At 66.3% G+C, this 13,477-nt stretch carries 12 protein-coding genes; 6 read left to right on the forward strand and 6 right to left on the reverse strand.

Going from position 1 to position 13,477, the window contains the following annotated elements; genetic code table 11:
* Positions 1-49 precede the first annotated feature (49 nt).
* Positions 50-2,017 (forward strand): BCCT family transporter, encoded by a 1,968-nt coding sequence (locus tag ACA097_RS26325; protein WP_371367098.1) that lies wholly within the window; start codon positions 50-52, stop codon positions 2,015-2,017.
* Positions 2,018-2,091: 74 nt separating this feature from the next.
* Here the strand turns inward: ACA097_RS26325 and ACA097_RS26330 are convergent, their stop codons facing one another.
* The 5 genes from ACA097_RS26330 to ACA097_RS26350 form a co-directional block, all read right to left on the reverse strand.
* Positions 2,092-3,372 (reverse strand): OprD family porin, encoded by a 1,281-nt coding sequence (locus ACA097_RS26330; protein WP_043252672.1) that lies wholly within the window; start codon positions 3,370-3,372, stop codon positions 2,092-2,094.
* A gap of 200 nt (positions 3,373-3,572) precedes the next feature.
* Positions 3,573-4,754, reverse strand: a complete 1,182-nt coding sequence (locus ACA097_RS26335) for an MFS transporter (RefSeq protein ID WP_160287280.1) — start codon at positions 4,752-4,754, stop codon at positions 3,573-3,575.
* 288 nt (positions 4,755-5,042) lie between these two features.
* Positions 5,043-5,600, reverse strand: a complete 558-nt coding sequence (locus tag ACA097_RS26340) for a putative glycolipid-binding domain-containing protein (protein WP_371367101.1) — start codon at positions 5,598-5,600, stop codon at positions 5,043-5,045.
* A complete protein-coding gene (locus tag ACA097_RS26345) occupies positions 5,597-5,959 on the reverse strand; it encodes an MmcQ/YjbR family DNA-binding protein (protein WP_371367103.1) in 363 nt (120 codons plus the stop codon). Before ACA097_RS26345 ends, ACA097_RS26340 begins: the two co-directional genes overlap by 4 nt.
* Positions 5,960-5,977: 18 nt before the next feature.
* Positions 5,978-6,256 carry a peptidylprolyl isomerase gene (locus ACA097_RS26350; RefSeq protein WP_371367106.1) on the reverse strand — a complete coding sequence of 93 codons (279 nt, stop codon included), beginning with the start codon at positions 6,254-6,256 and terminating at the stop codon, positions 5,978-5,980.
* Positions 6,257-6,448: 192 nt separating this feature from the next.
* On the opposite strand from ACA097_RS26350, the gene ACA097_RS26355 reads away from it, so the two are divergent.
* A complete protein-coding gene (locus ACA097_RS26355; RefSeq protein ID WP_201752499.1) occupies positions 6,449-7,660 on the forward strand; it encodes a PilT/PilU family type 4a pilus ATPase in 1,212 nt (403 codons plus the stop codon).
* A 239-nt stretch (positions 7,661-7,899) separates the two neighbouring features.
* Here ACA097_RS26355 and ACA097_RS26360 read toward each other — a convergent pair whose 3' ends face one another.
* Entirely contained in the window at positions 7,900-9,162 is a 1,263-nt protein-coding gene (locus ACA097_RS26360; protein WP_371367108.1) for an OprD family porin, read from the reverse strand.
* A 387-nt stretch (positions 9,163-9,549) separates the two neighbouring features.
* Here ACA097_RS26360 and ACA097_RS26365 point away from each other — a divergent pair, with 387 nt between their 5' ends.
* The 4 genes from ACA097_RS26365 to ACA097_RS26380 all read left to right on the forward strand — a co-directional run bounded on the left by ACA097_RS26365 (position 9,550) and on the right by ACA097_RS26380 (position 13,473).
* Entirely contained in the window at positions 9,550-10,326 is a 777-nt protein-coding gene (locus ACA097_RS26365; RefSeq protein ID WP_371367110.1) for an IclR family transcriptional regulator, read from the forward strand.
* Positions 10,327-10,533: 207 nt separating this feature from the next.
* The gene (locus ACA097_RS26370; RefSeq protein WP_371367112.1) at positions 10,534-11,586 is read left to right on the forward strand and encodes a Gfo/Idh/MocA family protein; all 1,053 of its coding nucleotides are present in this window, start codon (positions 10,534-10,536) and stop codon (positions 11,584-11,586) included.
* Positions 11,587-11,690: 104 nt separating this feature from the next.
* Positions 11,691-12,506: a sugar phosphate isomerase/epimerase family protein gene (locus tag ACA097_RS26375; protein ID WP_371367114.1), complete on the forward strand. Its 816-nt coding sequence runs from the start codon at positions 11,691-11,693 to the stop codon at positions 12,504-12,506.
* Between the two features lie 88 nt (positions 12,507-12,594).
* On the forward strand, positions 12,595-13,473 hold the full coding sequence (locus tag ACA097_RS26380) for a DMT family transporter (protein WP_371367116.1): 879 nt from the start codon (positions 12,595-12,597) through the stop codon (positions 13,471-13,473).
* The last annotated feature ends 4 nt before the right edge of the window (positions 13,474-13,477 follow it).

Below are 13,477 nucleotides of genomic sequence, written 5' to 3' on the forward strand. Positions count from 1 at the left end.
GTGCCGGCGCAATCGAAAGAAGTGTTTCGCAATGCAGGAGAACCCCCACTTGACCGACAAGACGTCAACCCCCAGGAGCACACTCAACCCCCCAGTCTTCTACAGCAGCGCACTGCTCATCATCCTTCTGGTGATCTACGCAGTGGTCTTCCAGACGCAGGCGCAGAGCCTGTTCGAACACATCCAGCAGTGGATATTCACCAACGCCAGCTGGTTCTACATCCTCACCGTCGCGCTGGTACTGATCAGCGTGGTGTTCCTCGCGGTAAGCCGCTTCGGCGACATCCGCCTCGGCCCCGACCACAGCGAACCCGAGTACCGCAACACCAGCTGGTTCGCCATGCTGTTTTCCGCCGGCATGGGCATCGGCCTGATGTTCTTCGGCGTGGCCGAACCGGTCATGCACTTCACCAGCCCGCCGGTGGGCGAGGGCGGCACAGTGGCCGCGGCCCGCGAGGCGATGAAGATCACCTTCTTCCACTGGGGCCTGCACGCCTGGGCGATCTACGCCATTGTCGGGCTGATCCTGGCGTACTTCAGTTTCCGCAAGGGCCTGCCGCTCACGCTTCGCTCGGCGCTGTACCCGCTGATTGGCGAGCGCATCCATGGCCCGATCGGCCATGCCGTCGACGTCTTCGCCATCCTTGGCACCGTGTTCGGCGTGGCGACTTCGCTGGGCTATGGCGTGCTGCAGATCAACAGCGGTTTCCACCATCTGTTCGGCCTGCCGGTCAACGCCACCGTGCAGATCATCCTGATCGCCGTCACCTGCGGGCTGGCCACGCTGTCGGTGGCCAGCGGCCTGGACAAGGGCATCCGCATCCTCTCGGAGCTGAACCTCGGCCTGGCCGTGGTGCTGATGCTGTTCGTGCTGGCGCTCGGCCCGACCGTGTTCCTGCTGCAGACCTACGTGCAGAACACAGGCGGTTACCTGTCCGACATCGTCAACAAGACCTTCAACCTCTACGCCTACGAACCCACCGACTGGATCGGCGGCTGGACCTTGCTCTACTGGGGCTGGTGGCTGTCCTGGTCGCCCTTCGTCGGCCTGTTCATCGCGCGCATCTCGCGCGGCCGGACCATCCGCGAATTCGTCTGCGGCGTGCTCTTCGTGCCGGCCGGTTTCACCCTGCTGTGGATGACCATCTTCGGCGACAGTGCGATCCACATGATCCTCAACGAGGGCGTGAAGGACCTGGCGACCATGGTCGGCCAGGACAGCTCACTGGCGCTGTTCGCCTTCCTCGAGCACTTCCCGTTCTCCAGCGTGGTGTCGATGGTGGCGGTGGCCATGGTGGTGGTGTTCTTCGTCACTTCCGCCGACTCCGGCGCCCTGGTGGTGGACATGCTGGCCTCGCGCGGGCATGCCCATTCGCCACTGTGGCAGCGCATCTTCTGGTCGGTGAGCATTGGCGTGGTGGCTATCGCGCTGCTACTGGCCAACGGCCTCAAGGCGTTGCAGACCGCGACCATCGCCAGCGCCTTGCCGTTTGCGATCATCCTCCTGGCGTCGATCTGGGGCCTGTTCAAGGCGCTGCACCTGGACGCCACCCGCCGCGACCTGCGTGGCCAGGCACTGCCGGCGCCCAGCCGCGGGCAACACGGCGGCTGGCAGCGGCGGTTGCGCAACATCGCCATGCGTCCGCGCCGCGCCCATGTTTCGCGCTTCATCGCCGAGGTGGTGCGGCCGTCCTGCGACGAGGTCGCCAGCGAGCTGCGCAAGCAGGGCTATGAAGTCGCGGTGAACGAGCGCGATGACGGCCGGGTGCTGCTGGAGCTCGAGCACGCCGGGGAAGGGCGCTTCGTCTACGAAGTGCGTCCGCGCGCCTTCGACCTGCCCAATTTCGTTCTGCAGGACGACGACGGCAGCGATGCCCGCAAGTACTTCCGCGCCGAGGTGCACCTGCGCGAAGGCGGGCAGGACTACGACATCATGGGCTGGAGTCGCGACGACGTGATCGGCGACATCCTCGACCAGTACGAGCGCCATCTGCACTTCCTGCACGTGGTCCGCTGACCAGGCACCCGTAAAAACGCCCCGTGGCATTGCTGCCACGGGGCGTTTCGTTTCAGCTCGAGCGAGCCGTTCGATCAGAACACGCTGAACGGGTAGTCGACGAACACGCGGACTTCGTTGCCGCTGACGTTGTACTCGCTGGCGTCGTTGGACACGCGCAGCCAGGAGCCACGCAGGCGAACCGACAGGTCCTTGGCCGCGCCGTCCTGTACCACGTACTTGAGCTGGTTGAAGATCTCGCGCTCGTGGCCGTCGCTGGTTTCCGAGGTCTTGATGTTGTCGCCGTAGACGTAGGCGACGGTGTAGCTCAGACCCGGAACGCCGTACTCGCCGAAGTTGATGGCGTAGTTGGCCTGCCAGGAGCGCTCGTCCTCGCCGTTGAAGTCCGACCAGTAGGAGTTGGCCAGCCAGATGGTGGTGCCGCCGTCGCCCAGGCCGCCAGCGTTCTGGTACCAGCCGTACAGGTAGCCGGTGTCGCCGGTGTTGCGCTGGTGGGCGAGCATGAAGGAGTGCGCGCCGAGGGTGTAGGTGGCCGCCAGGCTCCAGATGGTGTTGTCGCGGTTGCCGTTGTTGTTCTGCTCGGCCCAGTCCTTGTTCAACTTGGTCTTGTAGCCGTTGAAGTCGAAGGTCAGGGACTGCTTGTCCTGCATCGGGATGACGTAGTTGAGGTTCATGTACTCCTTGCGAGCCACGTCCTTGTTGTCCGATGCGTAGAGCGAGCCGCTGAAGTTGTCGGTGAACTTGTAGCTGCCGCCGTAGACGTCGATGCGCTTCAGGCCACCGCTGTCACGCCCTTCGGCGCTCTTGCGGGCTTCCTCGGTGAAGCTGCCGACGTTCAGTTCCAGGCCGTCGATCTCCTTCGAGGTGATCAGGGTGCCGGTGTAGCTTTCCGGCAGCAGGCGCGAGTTGTCGTAGCTCAGCACCGGCAGGGCGGGCATCTGGTCGCCGTACTTGACCACGGTGTTGGAGAAGCGCGCCTTGACCGCGCCACCCGCGCGGGACAGGTCGTCAGCCGCTTCGCCGCTGTCGCCCTGCTTGAAGAAGTCGATGCCTGCCGCGCCGCTCTTGCCCTTGCCGCCGTCCAGGCGCAGGGCGTAGAGGCCGAAGGTGTCGATGCCGAAGCCGACGGTGCCCTGGGTGAAGCCGGAGGTGAAGGTGGCGGTGGCGGACTGGCCCCACTCGGCCTTGTCGGCCTTGCCGTTCATATAGTCGCGGTTCATGTAGGCGTTGCGGAAGAACAGGTCCAGGTGGCTGTCTTCGACGAAGCCCTTGGAGGCAGCCTGGTCGTCGGCCATGGCCTGGCCTGCGGCGGCGAGAATGCCCAGTGCGAGCAGGCTGATTCGCGTGTTCATCATCTTCTTGTTTCCTACGGTCTGTAATCGCCGCGCGCCCTGGCGGGAGACGAATGCAGCCCGTTCCGGCACAAGGCGGAGCGGGCAGGCGAGCCGGGGGCTGGCGTTATTCGGATTATTCCCGAGGCCCCTCACAGGCCTCGAACGCCGGCGATAATAGCAGAGTGCTCGCAAAATCAAGGTATTACGAGACCGCCGCGGGCTCAGTGCCGGCGCTGCAGCCAGAGGCTCAGGCCAAGACCGAGCAACGCGGCGGTCGCCGCGAACAGGAAGATCGAGCGGAAGCCCCAGCCGCTGGCGATGGCGCCGGCCAGCGGGCCGGTGATGCCGAGCGACACGTCGATGAACAGCGAGTAGGCGCCCAGTGCCGCGCCGCGACTGGAGGCCGGCACCAGGCGCACCGCCTCGACGCCGAGGGCGGGGAATACGAGAGAGAAGCCGAATCCAGTGAGCGCCGCGCCGGCGAAGGCCGACCAGGGCGCTGCCGCCTGCCAGAGGAGCAGCAGACCCAGGGTTTCCACGCTGAGGCAGACGATAGCCACGAGGAAGCCGCCGTGGCGGTTGATCGCATTGGCGAACAGCAGGCGCGCGCCGATGAAGCAGGCGCCGAATGCGCTCAGGCAGTACACCGCGCCGTCCCAGCCACGGCTGCGGTAGTAGAGGGTGATGAAGGTGGCGATGCAGCCGAAGCCGATGCCGCCCAGCGCCAGTCCGGAACCGTGCGGCGCCACGCGGCCGAGCACGTGGTGGAAGGGCAGGCGCTCGCCGTGGACCACGGCGGCCGGGCGTCGTGGCCAAGCCAGGGCGAAACCGAGCACGCCCAGCAGGATGACGGCGAGCGCCATGCCGGCCAGGCCGAAGTGCTGTGCCAGCACCGCACCGAACGGCGCACCGACCGCGAGTGCGCCGTAGCTGGCGATGCCGTTCCAGGAAATCACCTTGGCGGTGTGCCCGGCGCCGACGCGGTCGATGCCCCAACTGATCGAGCCACTGCCCACCAGGCTTTCCGCGGTGCCGAGGATCAGCCGGCCGAGCAGCAGGCTGCCCAGGCTCAGCAGCGGCAGTGCCTGGGTGGAAGCCGAAAGCAGCATGCACAAGCCGCTGACGGCGCAGCCGCACATGCCATAGAGCACCGCGCGTTTCGGACCGAGGGTGTCGATCACCTTGCCGGCGTAGGGCCGGGTGAGCAGGGTGGCGAGGTACTGGGTGCTGATGACCAGGCCGGCGAGCACGGATCCGTAGCCCAGGTCGCCGTGCACGTAGCCGGGCAATATGGCCAGCGGAATGCCGATGGTCAGGTAGGCGAGAAAGGTGAACAGCACCACCGACACCACCTCGAGCGTGATGGCGGCGTTGGAGCGCGGAGCGGCGATATCGGCGGACATGGGCGGGAACAGCGGGGTAGAGAGCGGGAGGCCATGATGAACCTGGTCTTTCTTGTAGGAAAGCTAGCTAACGAACTACCTCGGTTTCGCTTGTCTCTGGGTCCCCGCGTTCGCGGGGAAGACGACGTTTGCTTCAGTGCCTCCCGTCGTCCTCGCGAATGCGGGGATCCAAAAAAGCCCCAATTCGCTGCAGGGCTGGACCTCGATGGCGGGGCTGTTCGCGAGCAAGCTCGCTCCTACGAAGGGCGGGTGCTTCCTGTAGGAGCGAGCTTGCTCGCGAACCGATCGTTAAACCCGCCGGAACAGCGTCGGGTAATCCATTACCAGCCCGTGCTCATCGACCTCCAGCAGCGCCTGGAACTCGCTGCCTTCCAGGTTGCGGTACAGGTAGTGCCGCGCATCCTGCCGCGTGTAGCCCTGGCGCATGCGTACCGGCTTCAGCTGCGGCGCCTCCATGTAGACGACGTCCAACTCGGCGGCCTGGCCGTCGCCCAGGCCCAGGCGGCGGATCGGGAAGACGTTGGTGAAAGGGCTCGGCCAGATGTCGATGTCCAGGCAGCCGTCCAGCTCGGCCAGCGGGCTGCCGTCGCCGAGCGCCCAGTGGCCCTTGCCGTCGGCTAGCAATAGCAAGTGGCGCTGGAAACTTTCGGCCTCTACCGCCAACTCGGCCTCGCGCAGGCGCCAGTCAGCGTCCCATTCCAGGCGATATTCCAACTGGTACGGCGGCTGTCCATCGGCTGCGGCCACGCGCAGCTGGCTGTCGGCGCGGCCGTCCTGCAGTTGCAGGCGCTCCCAACTGGCGGCCGGTGCCTGCCAGATACCTTCCCAGGTGAGTACGCGGTTCATGCCGGATCCAGCAGCAGGCCCAGGCGCAGGCGCTTGGGCAGGCGCGCGACCACCAACTGGTGCGAGCGGGTGAGGGCGGCGCGCAGTTCCTCGGCGCCCATGGGGTAGGGGCGCTGCATGGCGATCCAGTGGGCGCGGGCGAGGTAGGGCGCCGGGCGGATGCCGGGGCGGTCGACGTAGCCGAGGAACAGGTCGCTATCGACCTTGAAGGCCAGGCCGCCGCGGCCCTCGTCGAGGAAATCGAGGATGGCGAACATCTTGTTGCCGGCCACCGAGAACACCCGGTTGCTGCCCCACTTGAGGTCTTCGCGGGCGCCGGGCAGCTGCAGGCAGAAAGCGGCGATCTGGCTGGGTGTCATGGGCGCTCCGGAGGGCGATCAGTCGCGGAAATAGACTTGCACGAGATGGTAGCCGAACTGGCTTTTCACCGGCCCATGCACGACGTTGAGCGGCTTCTTGAAGATCACCGCGTCGATGCTGCGCACCATCTGCCCGGGGCGGATTTCGCCGAGATCGCCGCCGCGCTTGGCCGAACCGCAGGTGGAGTGCTTCCTGGCCAAGGTGGCGAAGTCTTCGCCGCGGGCCAGGCGTTGCTTGAGTTGCTCGGCTTCGGCGGCGATCTTTACCAGGATGTGGCGGGCCATGGCGACGGGCATGCAGTCTTACCTTCTGTACGAAACGGTGGATTGTAGCGCGCGGCGCGCCGACGAGCTGGAGTGACGCAGGTCGCATTTCTTCTGGGCTGGCATTGTGCCGGTATTTAGCCCTGCCTAGAGTGCGACGACATTTGCAGTGCGAGACCCGCAGTGGGTCTCGCCCCTCGTTCCCAGCGTATGGATGCAGTACAGATGGAAATCCAAGCGATGCTGCGGATCCTGTCCAGTCAGGACGGTTCCGACCTCTACCTGTCCACCGGCGCGCCGCCCTGCGCCAAGTTCAACGGTGTGCTCAAGCCCCTGTCCAACGAACCGCTGAAAGCCGGCGAAGTCGCGGCCATCGCCAACTCGATCATGGACGAGGAGCAGCGCGCCGAATTCGAACGCGAGCTGGAGATGAACCTGGCGATCTCGGTCACCGGCGTCGGGCGCTTCCGTATCAACATCTTCAAGCAGCGCAACGAGGTTTCCATCGTTGCGCGGAACATCAAGCTGGACATCCCGCTGTTCGAGGACCTGAAGCTGCCCGAAGTGCTGCTCAAGGTAGTGATGGAGAAGCGCGGCCTGGTGCTCTTCGTCGGCGGCACCGGCTCGGGCAAGTCGACCTCCCTGGCGGCGCTGATCGACCACCGCAACCGCAACAGCGGCGGCCACATCGTCACCATCGAAGACCCCATCGAGTACGTGCACCGGCACCGCAAGTCGATCATCAACCAGCGCGAAGTGGGCGTGGACACCCGCAGCTTCCATGCGGCGCTGAAGAACACCCTGCGCCAGGCGCCGGACGTGATCCTGATCGGCGAGATCCGCGACCGCGAGACCATGGAGCACGCCCTGGCCTTCGCCGACACCGGCCACCTGGCGATCTCGACGCTCCACGCCAACAACGCCAACCAGGCGCTGGACCGCATCATCAACTTCTTCCCGGAGGAGCGTCGTCCGCAACTGCTCAACGACCTGGGCAACAACCTCAAGGCGTTCGTCTCGCAGCGCCTGGTGCGCACCCAGGACGGCAAGCGCCGCGCCGCGGTGGAGGTGCTGCTGGGCACCGCGACCATCAGCGACATCATCAAGCGCGGCGAATTCAGCATGATCAAGGAGATCATGGACAAGTCCCGCGCCCTCGGCATGCAGACCTTCGACCAGGCGCTGTTCGACCTGGCCGTGGAAGGCGCGATCAGCGAAGAGGAAGCGGTGAAGAACGCCGACTCGGCGAACAACCTGCGCCTGAAGCTCAAGCTGTACAAGGACAACCCGGCAACCGCCATGGCCCAGGCGGCCAAGGCCCAGCCCGCTGCGCCGACGCCTCCGCCGGCTGCCCCGGTAGAGGCTTCCAGTTGGGGCCTGGAACTGGCCCTGGAAGAGATCAAGGCCGAGGACGAGGAAGGCAAGCCGGGCATTTGATGCCCGCCGGGCCGGCGCAGGGCGTATGACGCTCCGCGTTATGCGCCGATTGGCCTTGGCATTCGGTCCGCACGGGGCGATCTGGACGAAAACGCCCGGTTCGAACGCGAGGTTGGCGGGGGTATCGGTCAAGCGGCGTACAACCGCTAACGGTTGTACGCCCTACGTAACGGGCGGGACTGGCGTAGGGCGAATAACCCTGCGGGTTATCCGCCGCCTGACCTCTGCGAACCGTCGCCTCAGAGGATGTTCAGCGGATAGCTGACGATCAGCCGGTTCTCGTCGAAGCTGTTGGTCTTGCCCCAATCGCGGCGCATGGTCGAGTTGCGCCATTTGACGTTCAGCGTCTTCAGCGGGCCGGACTGGATGGTGTAGGCCAGCTCGCTCTCGCGGCCCCATTCGGTGCCGTCGTCGGTGCTGCTGTTGTGCACGTTGTCGCCGTGGATGTAGCGGTTCATCAGGGTCAGGCCGGGTACGCCGAGCCCGGCGAAGTCGTAGTCGTGGCGCAGCTGCCAGGATTTCTCCTTGGCGTTCTCGTAGCTGGAGTTGTAGCTGTCGTTGGCCAGGGTGCCGCCGCTGGTGCCGTTGACGCGGAACCACTCGTCATCGCCCATCACTTTCTGCAGGCCCACGTAGAAGGTGCTGGCGCCGTACTTGGCCGAGAACAGGCCGGAGAAGGTGCGGTTGTCCAGGTCGCCGGCCCGCGCGCTGCCGTCCTCCTTGCCCCAGAAGTAGCCAATATTCGCGCCCAGCACCCAGTCGCCCACCGGCTGCGAGTGCTGCAGCTGCAGGTACTGCTGCTGGTAGATGTCCTTCAGCTGCGCGTCCCACAGCCCGATCAGGGTGTGGTCGCCATTGAAACGGTATTCGCCGCCGGCGAAGTTGAAGCGGTCGGACTTGAACGCCGTGCGGTTGAACAGGCTCATGTCCTCCAGGCTCGCGTCGTTACGCGGGCTGTTCTGGCGGAACTGGCCGCCGTAGAGGGTCAGGCCGGCGATTTCCTTCGAGGTGAGCTGCGCGCCCTGGAAGGTCTGTGGCAGCGAGCGGCCGTCGTCGGAACGCAGGATCGGCAGCACCGGCATCCACTCACCGACCTTCAGCTCGGTCTTCGATGCCTTTGCCTTGCCGGCGATGGCCAGGCGGCCGAAGTCGTCGGCCGGGCGACCGTCGTCATGCACCGGCAACAGCTGGGTGCCGGCGGTGCCCTTGCCGCCATCGAGCTTGACGCTGTACAGGCCGAGCACGTCCATGCCCAGGCCGATGGTGCCCTGGGTGTAGCCGGACTTGGCGTCGAGGATGAAGCTCTGGGTCCATTCCTCGGCCTTGCCCTGCTTGGTGTCGCCGACGAAATTGCGGTTCATGTAGAAGTTGCGCAGCGTCAGCGCGGCCTTGCTGTCGTCGAGGAAGCCGTCGGCGAAGGCGGGCAGGGCGCAGGTGGTACCGGCCAGGGCCAGGACGGCGGGCAGGCGGCGGGGAAAATCGCGGATGCAGGAGTAGCCCATGACGATCTCTCTGGAGTCATTGTTGTTATCGAGTCTGTAAGGTGCCCGGGGGCGGGCGGCGGCGCAGGGACGAGCGCTAAGCGCGGGAGCCTGGCGTTCGACCGCGCGGGAGCGGATCGATGGCGGGGTGCGGCATTGCGGTAGACCTTCTTGTAATTGTTCGAATGCGTTCGTGTCCGTGGGCAGCGCGTGCCGCCCGGGGACCGGTACGCCTCGATAGTGAAAGGGCGGGCCAGGCCAGACAATTGCCCAAAGCGCATCTTGTGCGATCAGCGAACGGTAATTAACCGGTTCGTACATTGTTGAGATTCGAGGGTAAGGGATGGACGGTTTCCCGCCTGGGACTATCTCTTTAGAATCCGCCGATCCTTGCAATGGACGACGCCCATGGCCGGTAGCCAGATCGAACGTGCCTTCAGTCTTCTCGAAAGCCTCACCGGCGAGCCGCGCGGCCTGCCCATGCAGACCCTGGCCGACCGCCTGCAGATTCCCAAGAGCGCGACGCACCGCATGCTCGCCGAGCTGATCCGCCTGGGCTATGTCCGGCAGAACCCGGAGAACAGCCGCTACCAGCTGTCCACCAAGCTGGTGGCTCTGGGCTTCCGCTACCTCTCCAGCAGCGGCGCCGATATCGTCCAGCCGATCCTCGACCGCCTTGCCCAGGACAGCGGCGAACTGGTGCGCCTGGGCGTGATCGACGGCCAGCGCCAGACCTGGATCGCCAAGTCCCAGGGCGCCCGTTCGGGGCTGCGCTACGACCCGGACATGGGCCGCGACGCGCCCTTGTTCTACACCGCCTCCGGCCATGCCTGGCTGGCCAGCCTGAGCGATGCCGAGGCCATCGAGCTGGTGCAACGCCAGGGCATCGCCGATCCGGCCGGCTTCGGCCCGCGCGCACCGCGCAGCCAGGATGAGCTGCTGGGCTACCTGAAGCGCGCTCGCGAGCACGGTTATGCCTGGGTCGAGGAGACTTCCGCCGTCGGTACTTCCGCCATTGCCGCGGTAGTGAGCAGCCCCCTGGATAAGCGGGTGATAGGCGTACTCAGCGTCGCTGGCCCCAGCGCCCGCCTGCCCGAGGCGCGCTTGCACGAGCTGGCGCCGCTGTTGCTGGCCGCCACAGCCGAGCTGTCCGCCGCCAGCCAGGCCTCCGAACTCTTCGCCTGATTCCCGCTCTCCATTGACGCTTCGCGCCTTCTGCTTCTCAGCAGAGGGCGGCGTCTGCCTGCGTGCGCGCAGCAGTGGGCGATAACCGCACGCTGCTTTTCGCTACACTCTTGAGAAAAAATGGAACCGAGTTCTAAATCTGCATGAATCCTTCATCGAACCCGCTAGCCAAGAGGTTCGAGACGACAAGCAGAAGAGGACCCGCGCGTGACCGCTCCCTTGCGAATCGCCCTGATCGGCGCCGGCAACATGGGCCGCCAGCATTACCAGCACCTGCTCCAGGTCTCGGCCGCGCGGCTCTGCGCCGTGGCCGATCCGGGCCCGGGCGCCGCCGAGTTCGCCGCCGAATCCGGCGTGCCGCACTTCACCGAGCATCGACGCATGCTCGACGTGGCGCAACCGCAGGCCGTGATAGTCGCCAACCCCAATAAGCTGCACGTGGCCACCGCCCTGGACTGCCTCGCGGCGGGAGTGCCGGTGTTGCTGGAGAAGCCGGTAGGCGTGCACCTGGACGAGGTGCGCGAACTGGTGGCTGCGAGTCGCGGCAGCGGTGTGCCTGTGCTGGTCGGCCATCACCGCCGGCACAACCCGCTGATCGCCAGGGCCCGCGAAGTGCTGGCGGAGGGCGCCCTGGGCAGGTTGGTGAACGTGACCGCGCTCTGGCAGTTGCAGAAACCGGAGAGCTACTTCGATGTGCCCTGGCGCCGCGAACCGGGGGCCGGCTTCCTGTTCACCAACCTGGTCCACGACCTCGACCTGCTGCGCTACCTGTGCGGCGAGGTGGTGCAGGTACAAGCCTTCACTAGCAACACCGTGCGCGGCCTGCCCAACGAGGACAGCGCAGCCATCCTGCTGCAGTTCGAGAACGGTGCCCTCGGCAGCCTGACCGGCTCCGACGGCGTGGCCGCGCCCTGGAGCTGGGAGCTGGATTCCGGCGAAAGCCCGGTCTACCCGCGGCAGTACGACCAGCCGTGCTACCTGCTGGCCGGCACCCAGGGCGCGCTGAGCATTCCGCAGCTGCAGCGCTGGCACTACGCCGAGCCGGGCGCCGGTTGGCACCAGCCATTGCTACGCGGCAGCGAGACCTTCACCCCGGGCGAGGCGCTGCGCCTGCAGCTCGAACACTTCGTGCGCGTTGCGCGGGGCGAGGAACAACCGCTGACCGATGCTGCCGACGGCGGTCGAACCCTGGCGCTGATCGAGGCAGTGCGCGAAGCCGCTGCCAGCGGCAGGGCCTGCGCGCCATCGCAGATCGCGTAAACGAATGCCCTTGTAGGAGCGAGCTTGCTCGCGAATCGGCCCGTCGCGGGTTCGCGAGCAAGCTCGCTCCTACGCTTCACTGCAGAACCTGGATGTGTGAATTCATGACCGACCGAATCCTTTCCCTAGCCGCACTGACCGTCCTCGAGCTGTCCCCGCCGGAGATGGTCGAAGTGGCCGCGTGCGCCGGCTACAGCCACGTCGGCTTGCGCCTGGTGCCGGCTACTGCCGAGGAATACCACTTTCCGCTGGTCGCCGATGCCGAGCTGCGCCGTCAGACTCATGCGCGCCTGCGCGATACCGGCGTGCGCGTGCTGGACCTGGAAATCCTGCGCCTGAAGCCAGATACCCGGGTTGCCGACTTCGAACCGATCCTCGCGGTCGGCGCCGAGTTCGGCGGCAGCGAGCTGCTGGTGGCCGGCAACGACCCCGACGAGACGCGCCTGACCGAGCGCTTCGCCGAACTCTGCGAGCTGGCCGACGGCTATGCGCTGCGCCCGCACCTGGAGTTCATGCCCTGGACCGATGCCCCCGACCTGCACACGGCCTGGCGAGTGGTGCGTAACGCCGGCATGGACAATGCCTGCGTGCTGGTCGACGCCTTCCATTTCAACCGTTCCGGCTCGGCGCTGAACGACCTGGCGCAGATTCCGCCCGAGCGCCTGCGCTATGCGCAATTGTGCGACGTTGCCGGTCCGCGTCCGGCGGACATGCAGGAAATCCTCCGCCAGGCACGCAACGAGCGGCGCTTCCCCGGCGATGGCGACTGCGATCTCGCGGGGCTGCTGAAAACGCTGCCGGCGGACATTCCGCTGAGCCTGGAGATTCCCACCCGGCAATTGCTGGAGCAGGGCGTGGGTGCGCTGGAACGGGCCAGCCTGGCGCTGGACAAGGCGCGGACCGTGCTTGCCCGACTTTGAGCGCGGGCCTGGCGGCATTCCCTTTACTCCCTTCGCCCGGCACACTGCCGGGCGCCTTGCTTTGCAACCGACCTATCCGGAATTCCCGATGACCGCCGCCTCCGCGCTGTCCGGCAGCAGCCAGCCCCTGAAGGGCATCCTTCTGGTGATCCTGGCGACCTCGCTGTTCTCCACCCACGACGCCTTGTCCAAGTACCTCTCCGGCTTCTACCCGATCCTGCTGGTGGTATGGGCGCGCTACCTGGTGCATACCCTGCTGATGGCCGGGATCTTCCTGCCGCAATCAGGCCTGCGCGTGCTGCGCAGCCGCCGTCCGCTGCTGCAGGTGGTGCGCGCAGTCTGCCTGCTGGGCACCAGCCTGCTGTTCACCACCGGGCTGCAATACATCCCGCTGGCGGAGGCCACGGCAGTCAACTTCCTTGCGCCCTTGCTGGTCACCGCGCTGTCGTTGCCGCTGCTGGGCGAGCGGGTCACGGCTGGGCAATGGGGGGCGGTGAGCATGGGCTTCGCCGGCGTGCTGGCGATCGTCCATCCGGGCGGCGAGCTCTTTACCCCGGCGGTGCTGCTGCCGCTGGCCTCGGCGCTGTGCTTCTGCTTCTACCAGCTGCTGACGCGGAAGCTGGCCGAGGTGGACAGCCCGACCACCAGCAACTTCTTCGCCGGCCTGCTGAATACCGCGCTGACCACCGCGATGGTGCCCTTCGTCTGGCACACGCCGAGCCTCGGCCACGCGCTGATGATGATCGCCCTAGGCACCTGCGGAATGTCCGCGCACCTGTTCCTCACCCAGGCGTTCCGCCACGCCGCGCCGGCATTGTTGGCGCCGTTCGGCTACTGCCAGATCGTCTTCGCCGGGCTGATCGGCTGGCTGATCTTCAGCCATGTGCCCTCGGTCAGCGCCCTGGCGGGCATCGCGGTGATCTGCCTGAGCGGCCTGGCAGCGGCGTGGATGCAGCGCCGTAGCTGACCGC

Origin of the sequence: Pseudomonas sp. QL9 (assembly GCF_041409665.1) — a bacterium.
Taxonomy (GTDB): domain Bacteria; phylum Pseudomonadota; class Gammaproteobacteria; order Pseudomonadales; family Pseudomonadaceae; genus Pseudomonas; species Pseudomonas knackmussii.

Coding starts and splice junctions, on each gene's coding strand:
- ACA097_RS26330 (WP_043252672.1), bottom strand. CDS start 3,372: ATGATGAACACGCGAATCAGCCTGCTCGCACTGGGCATTCTCGCCGCC.
- ACA097_RS26335 (WP_160287280.1), bottom strand. CDS start 4,754: ATGTCCGCCGATATCGCCGCTCCGCGCTCCAACGCCGCCATCACGCTC.
- ACA097_RS26340 (WP_371367101.1), bottom strand. CDS start 5,600: ATGAACCGCGTACTCACCTGGGAAGGTATCTGGCAGGCACCGGCCGCC.
- ACA097_RS26345 (WP_371367103.1), bottom strand. CDS start 5,959: ATGACACCCAGCCAGATCGCCGCTTTCTGCCTGCAGCTGCCCGGCGCC.
- ACA097_RS26350 (WP_371367106.1), bottom strand. CDS start 6,256: ATGCCCGTCGCCATGGCCCGCCACATCCTGGTAAAGATCGCCGCCGAA.
- ACA097_RS26355 (WP_201752499.1), top strand. CDS start 6,449: ATGGAAATCCAAGCGATGCTGCGGATCCTGTCCAGTCAGGACGGTTCC.
- ACA097_RS26360 (WP_371367108.1), bottom strand. CDS start 9,162: ATGGGCTACTCCTGCATCCGCGATTTTCCCCGCCGCCTGCCCGCCGTC.
- ACA097_RS26365 (WP_371367110.1), top strand. CDS start 9,550: ATGGCCGGTAGCCAGATCGAACGTGCCTTCAGTCTTCTCGAAAGCCTC.
- ACA097_RS26375 (WP_371367114.1), top strand. CDS start 11,691: ATGACCGACCGAATCCTTTCCCTAGCCGCACTGACCGTCCTCGAGCTG.
- ACA097_RS26380 (WP_371367116.1), top strand. CDS start 12,595: ATGACCGCCGCCTCCGCGCTGTCCGGCAGCAGCCAGCCCCTGAAGGGC.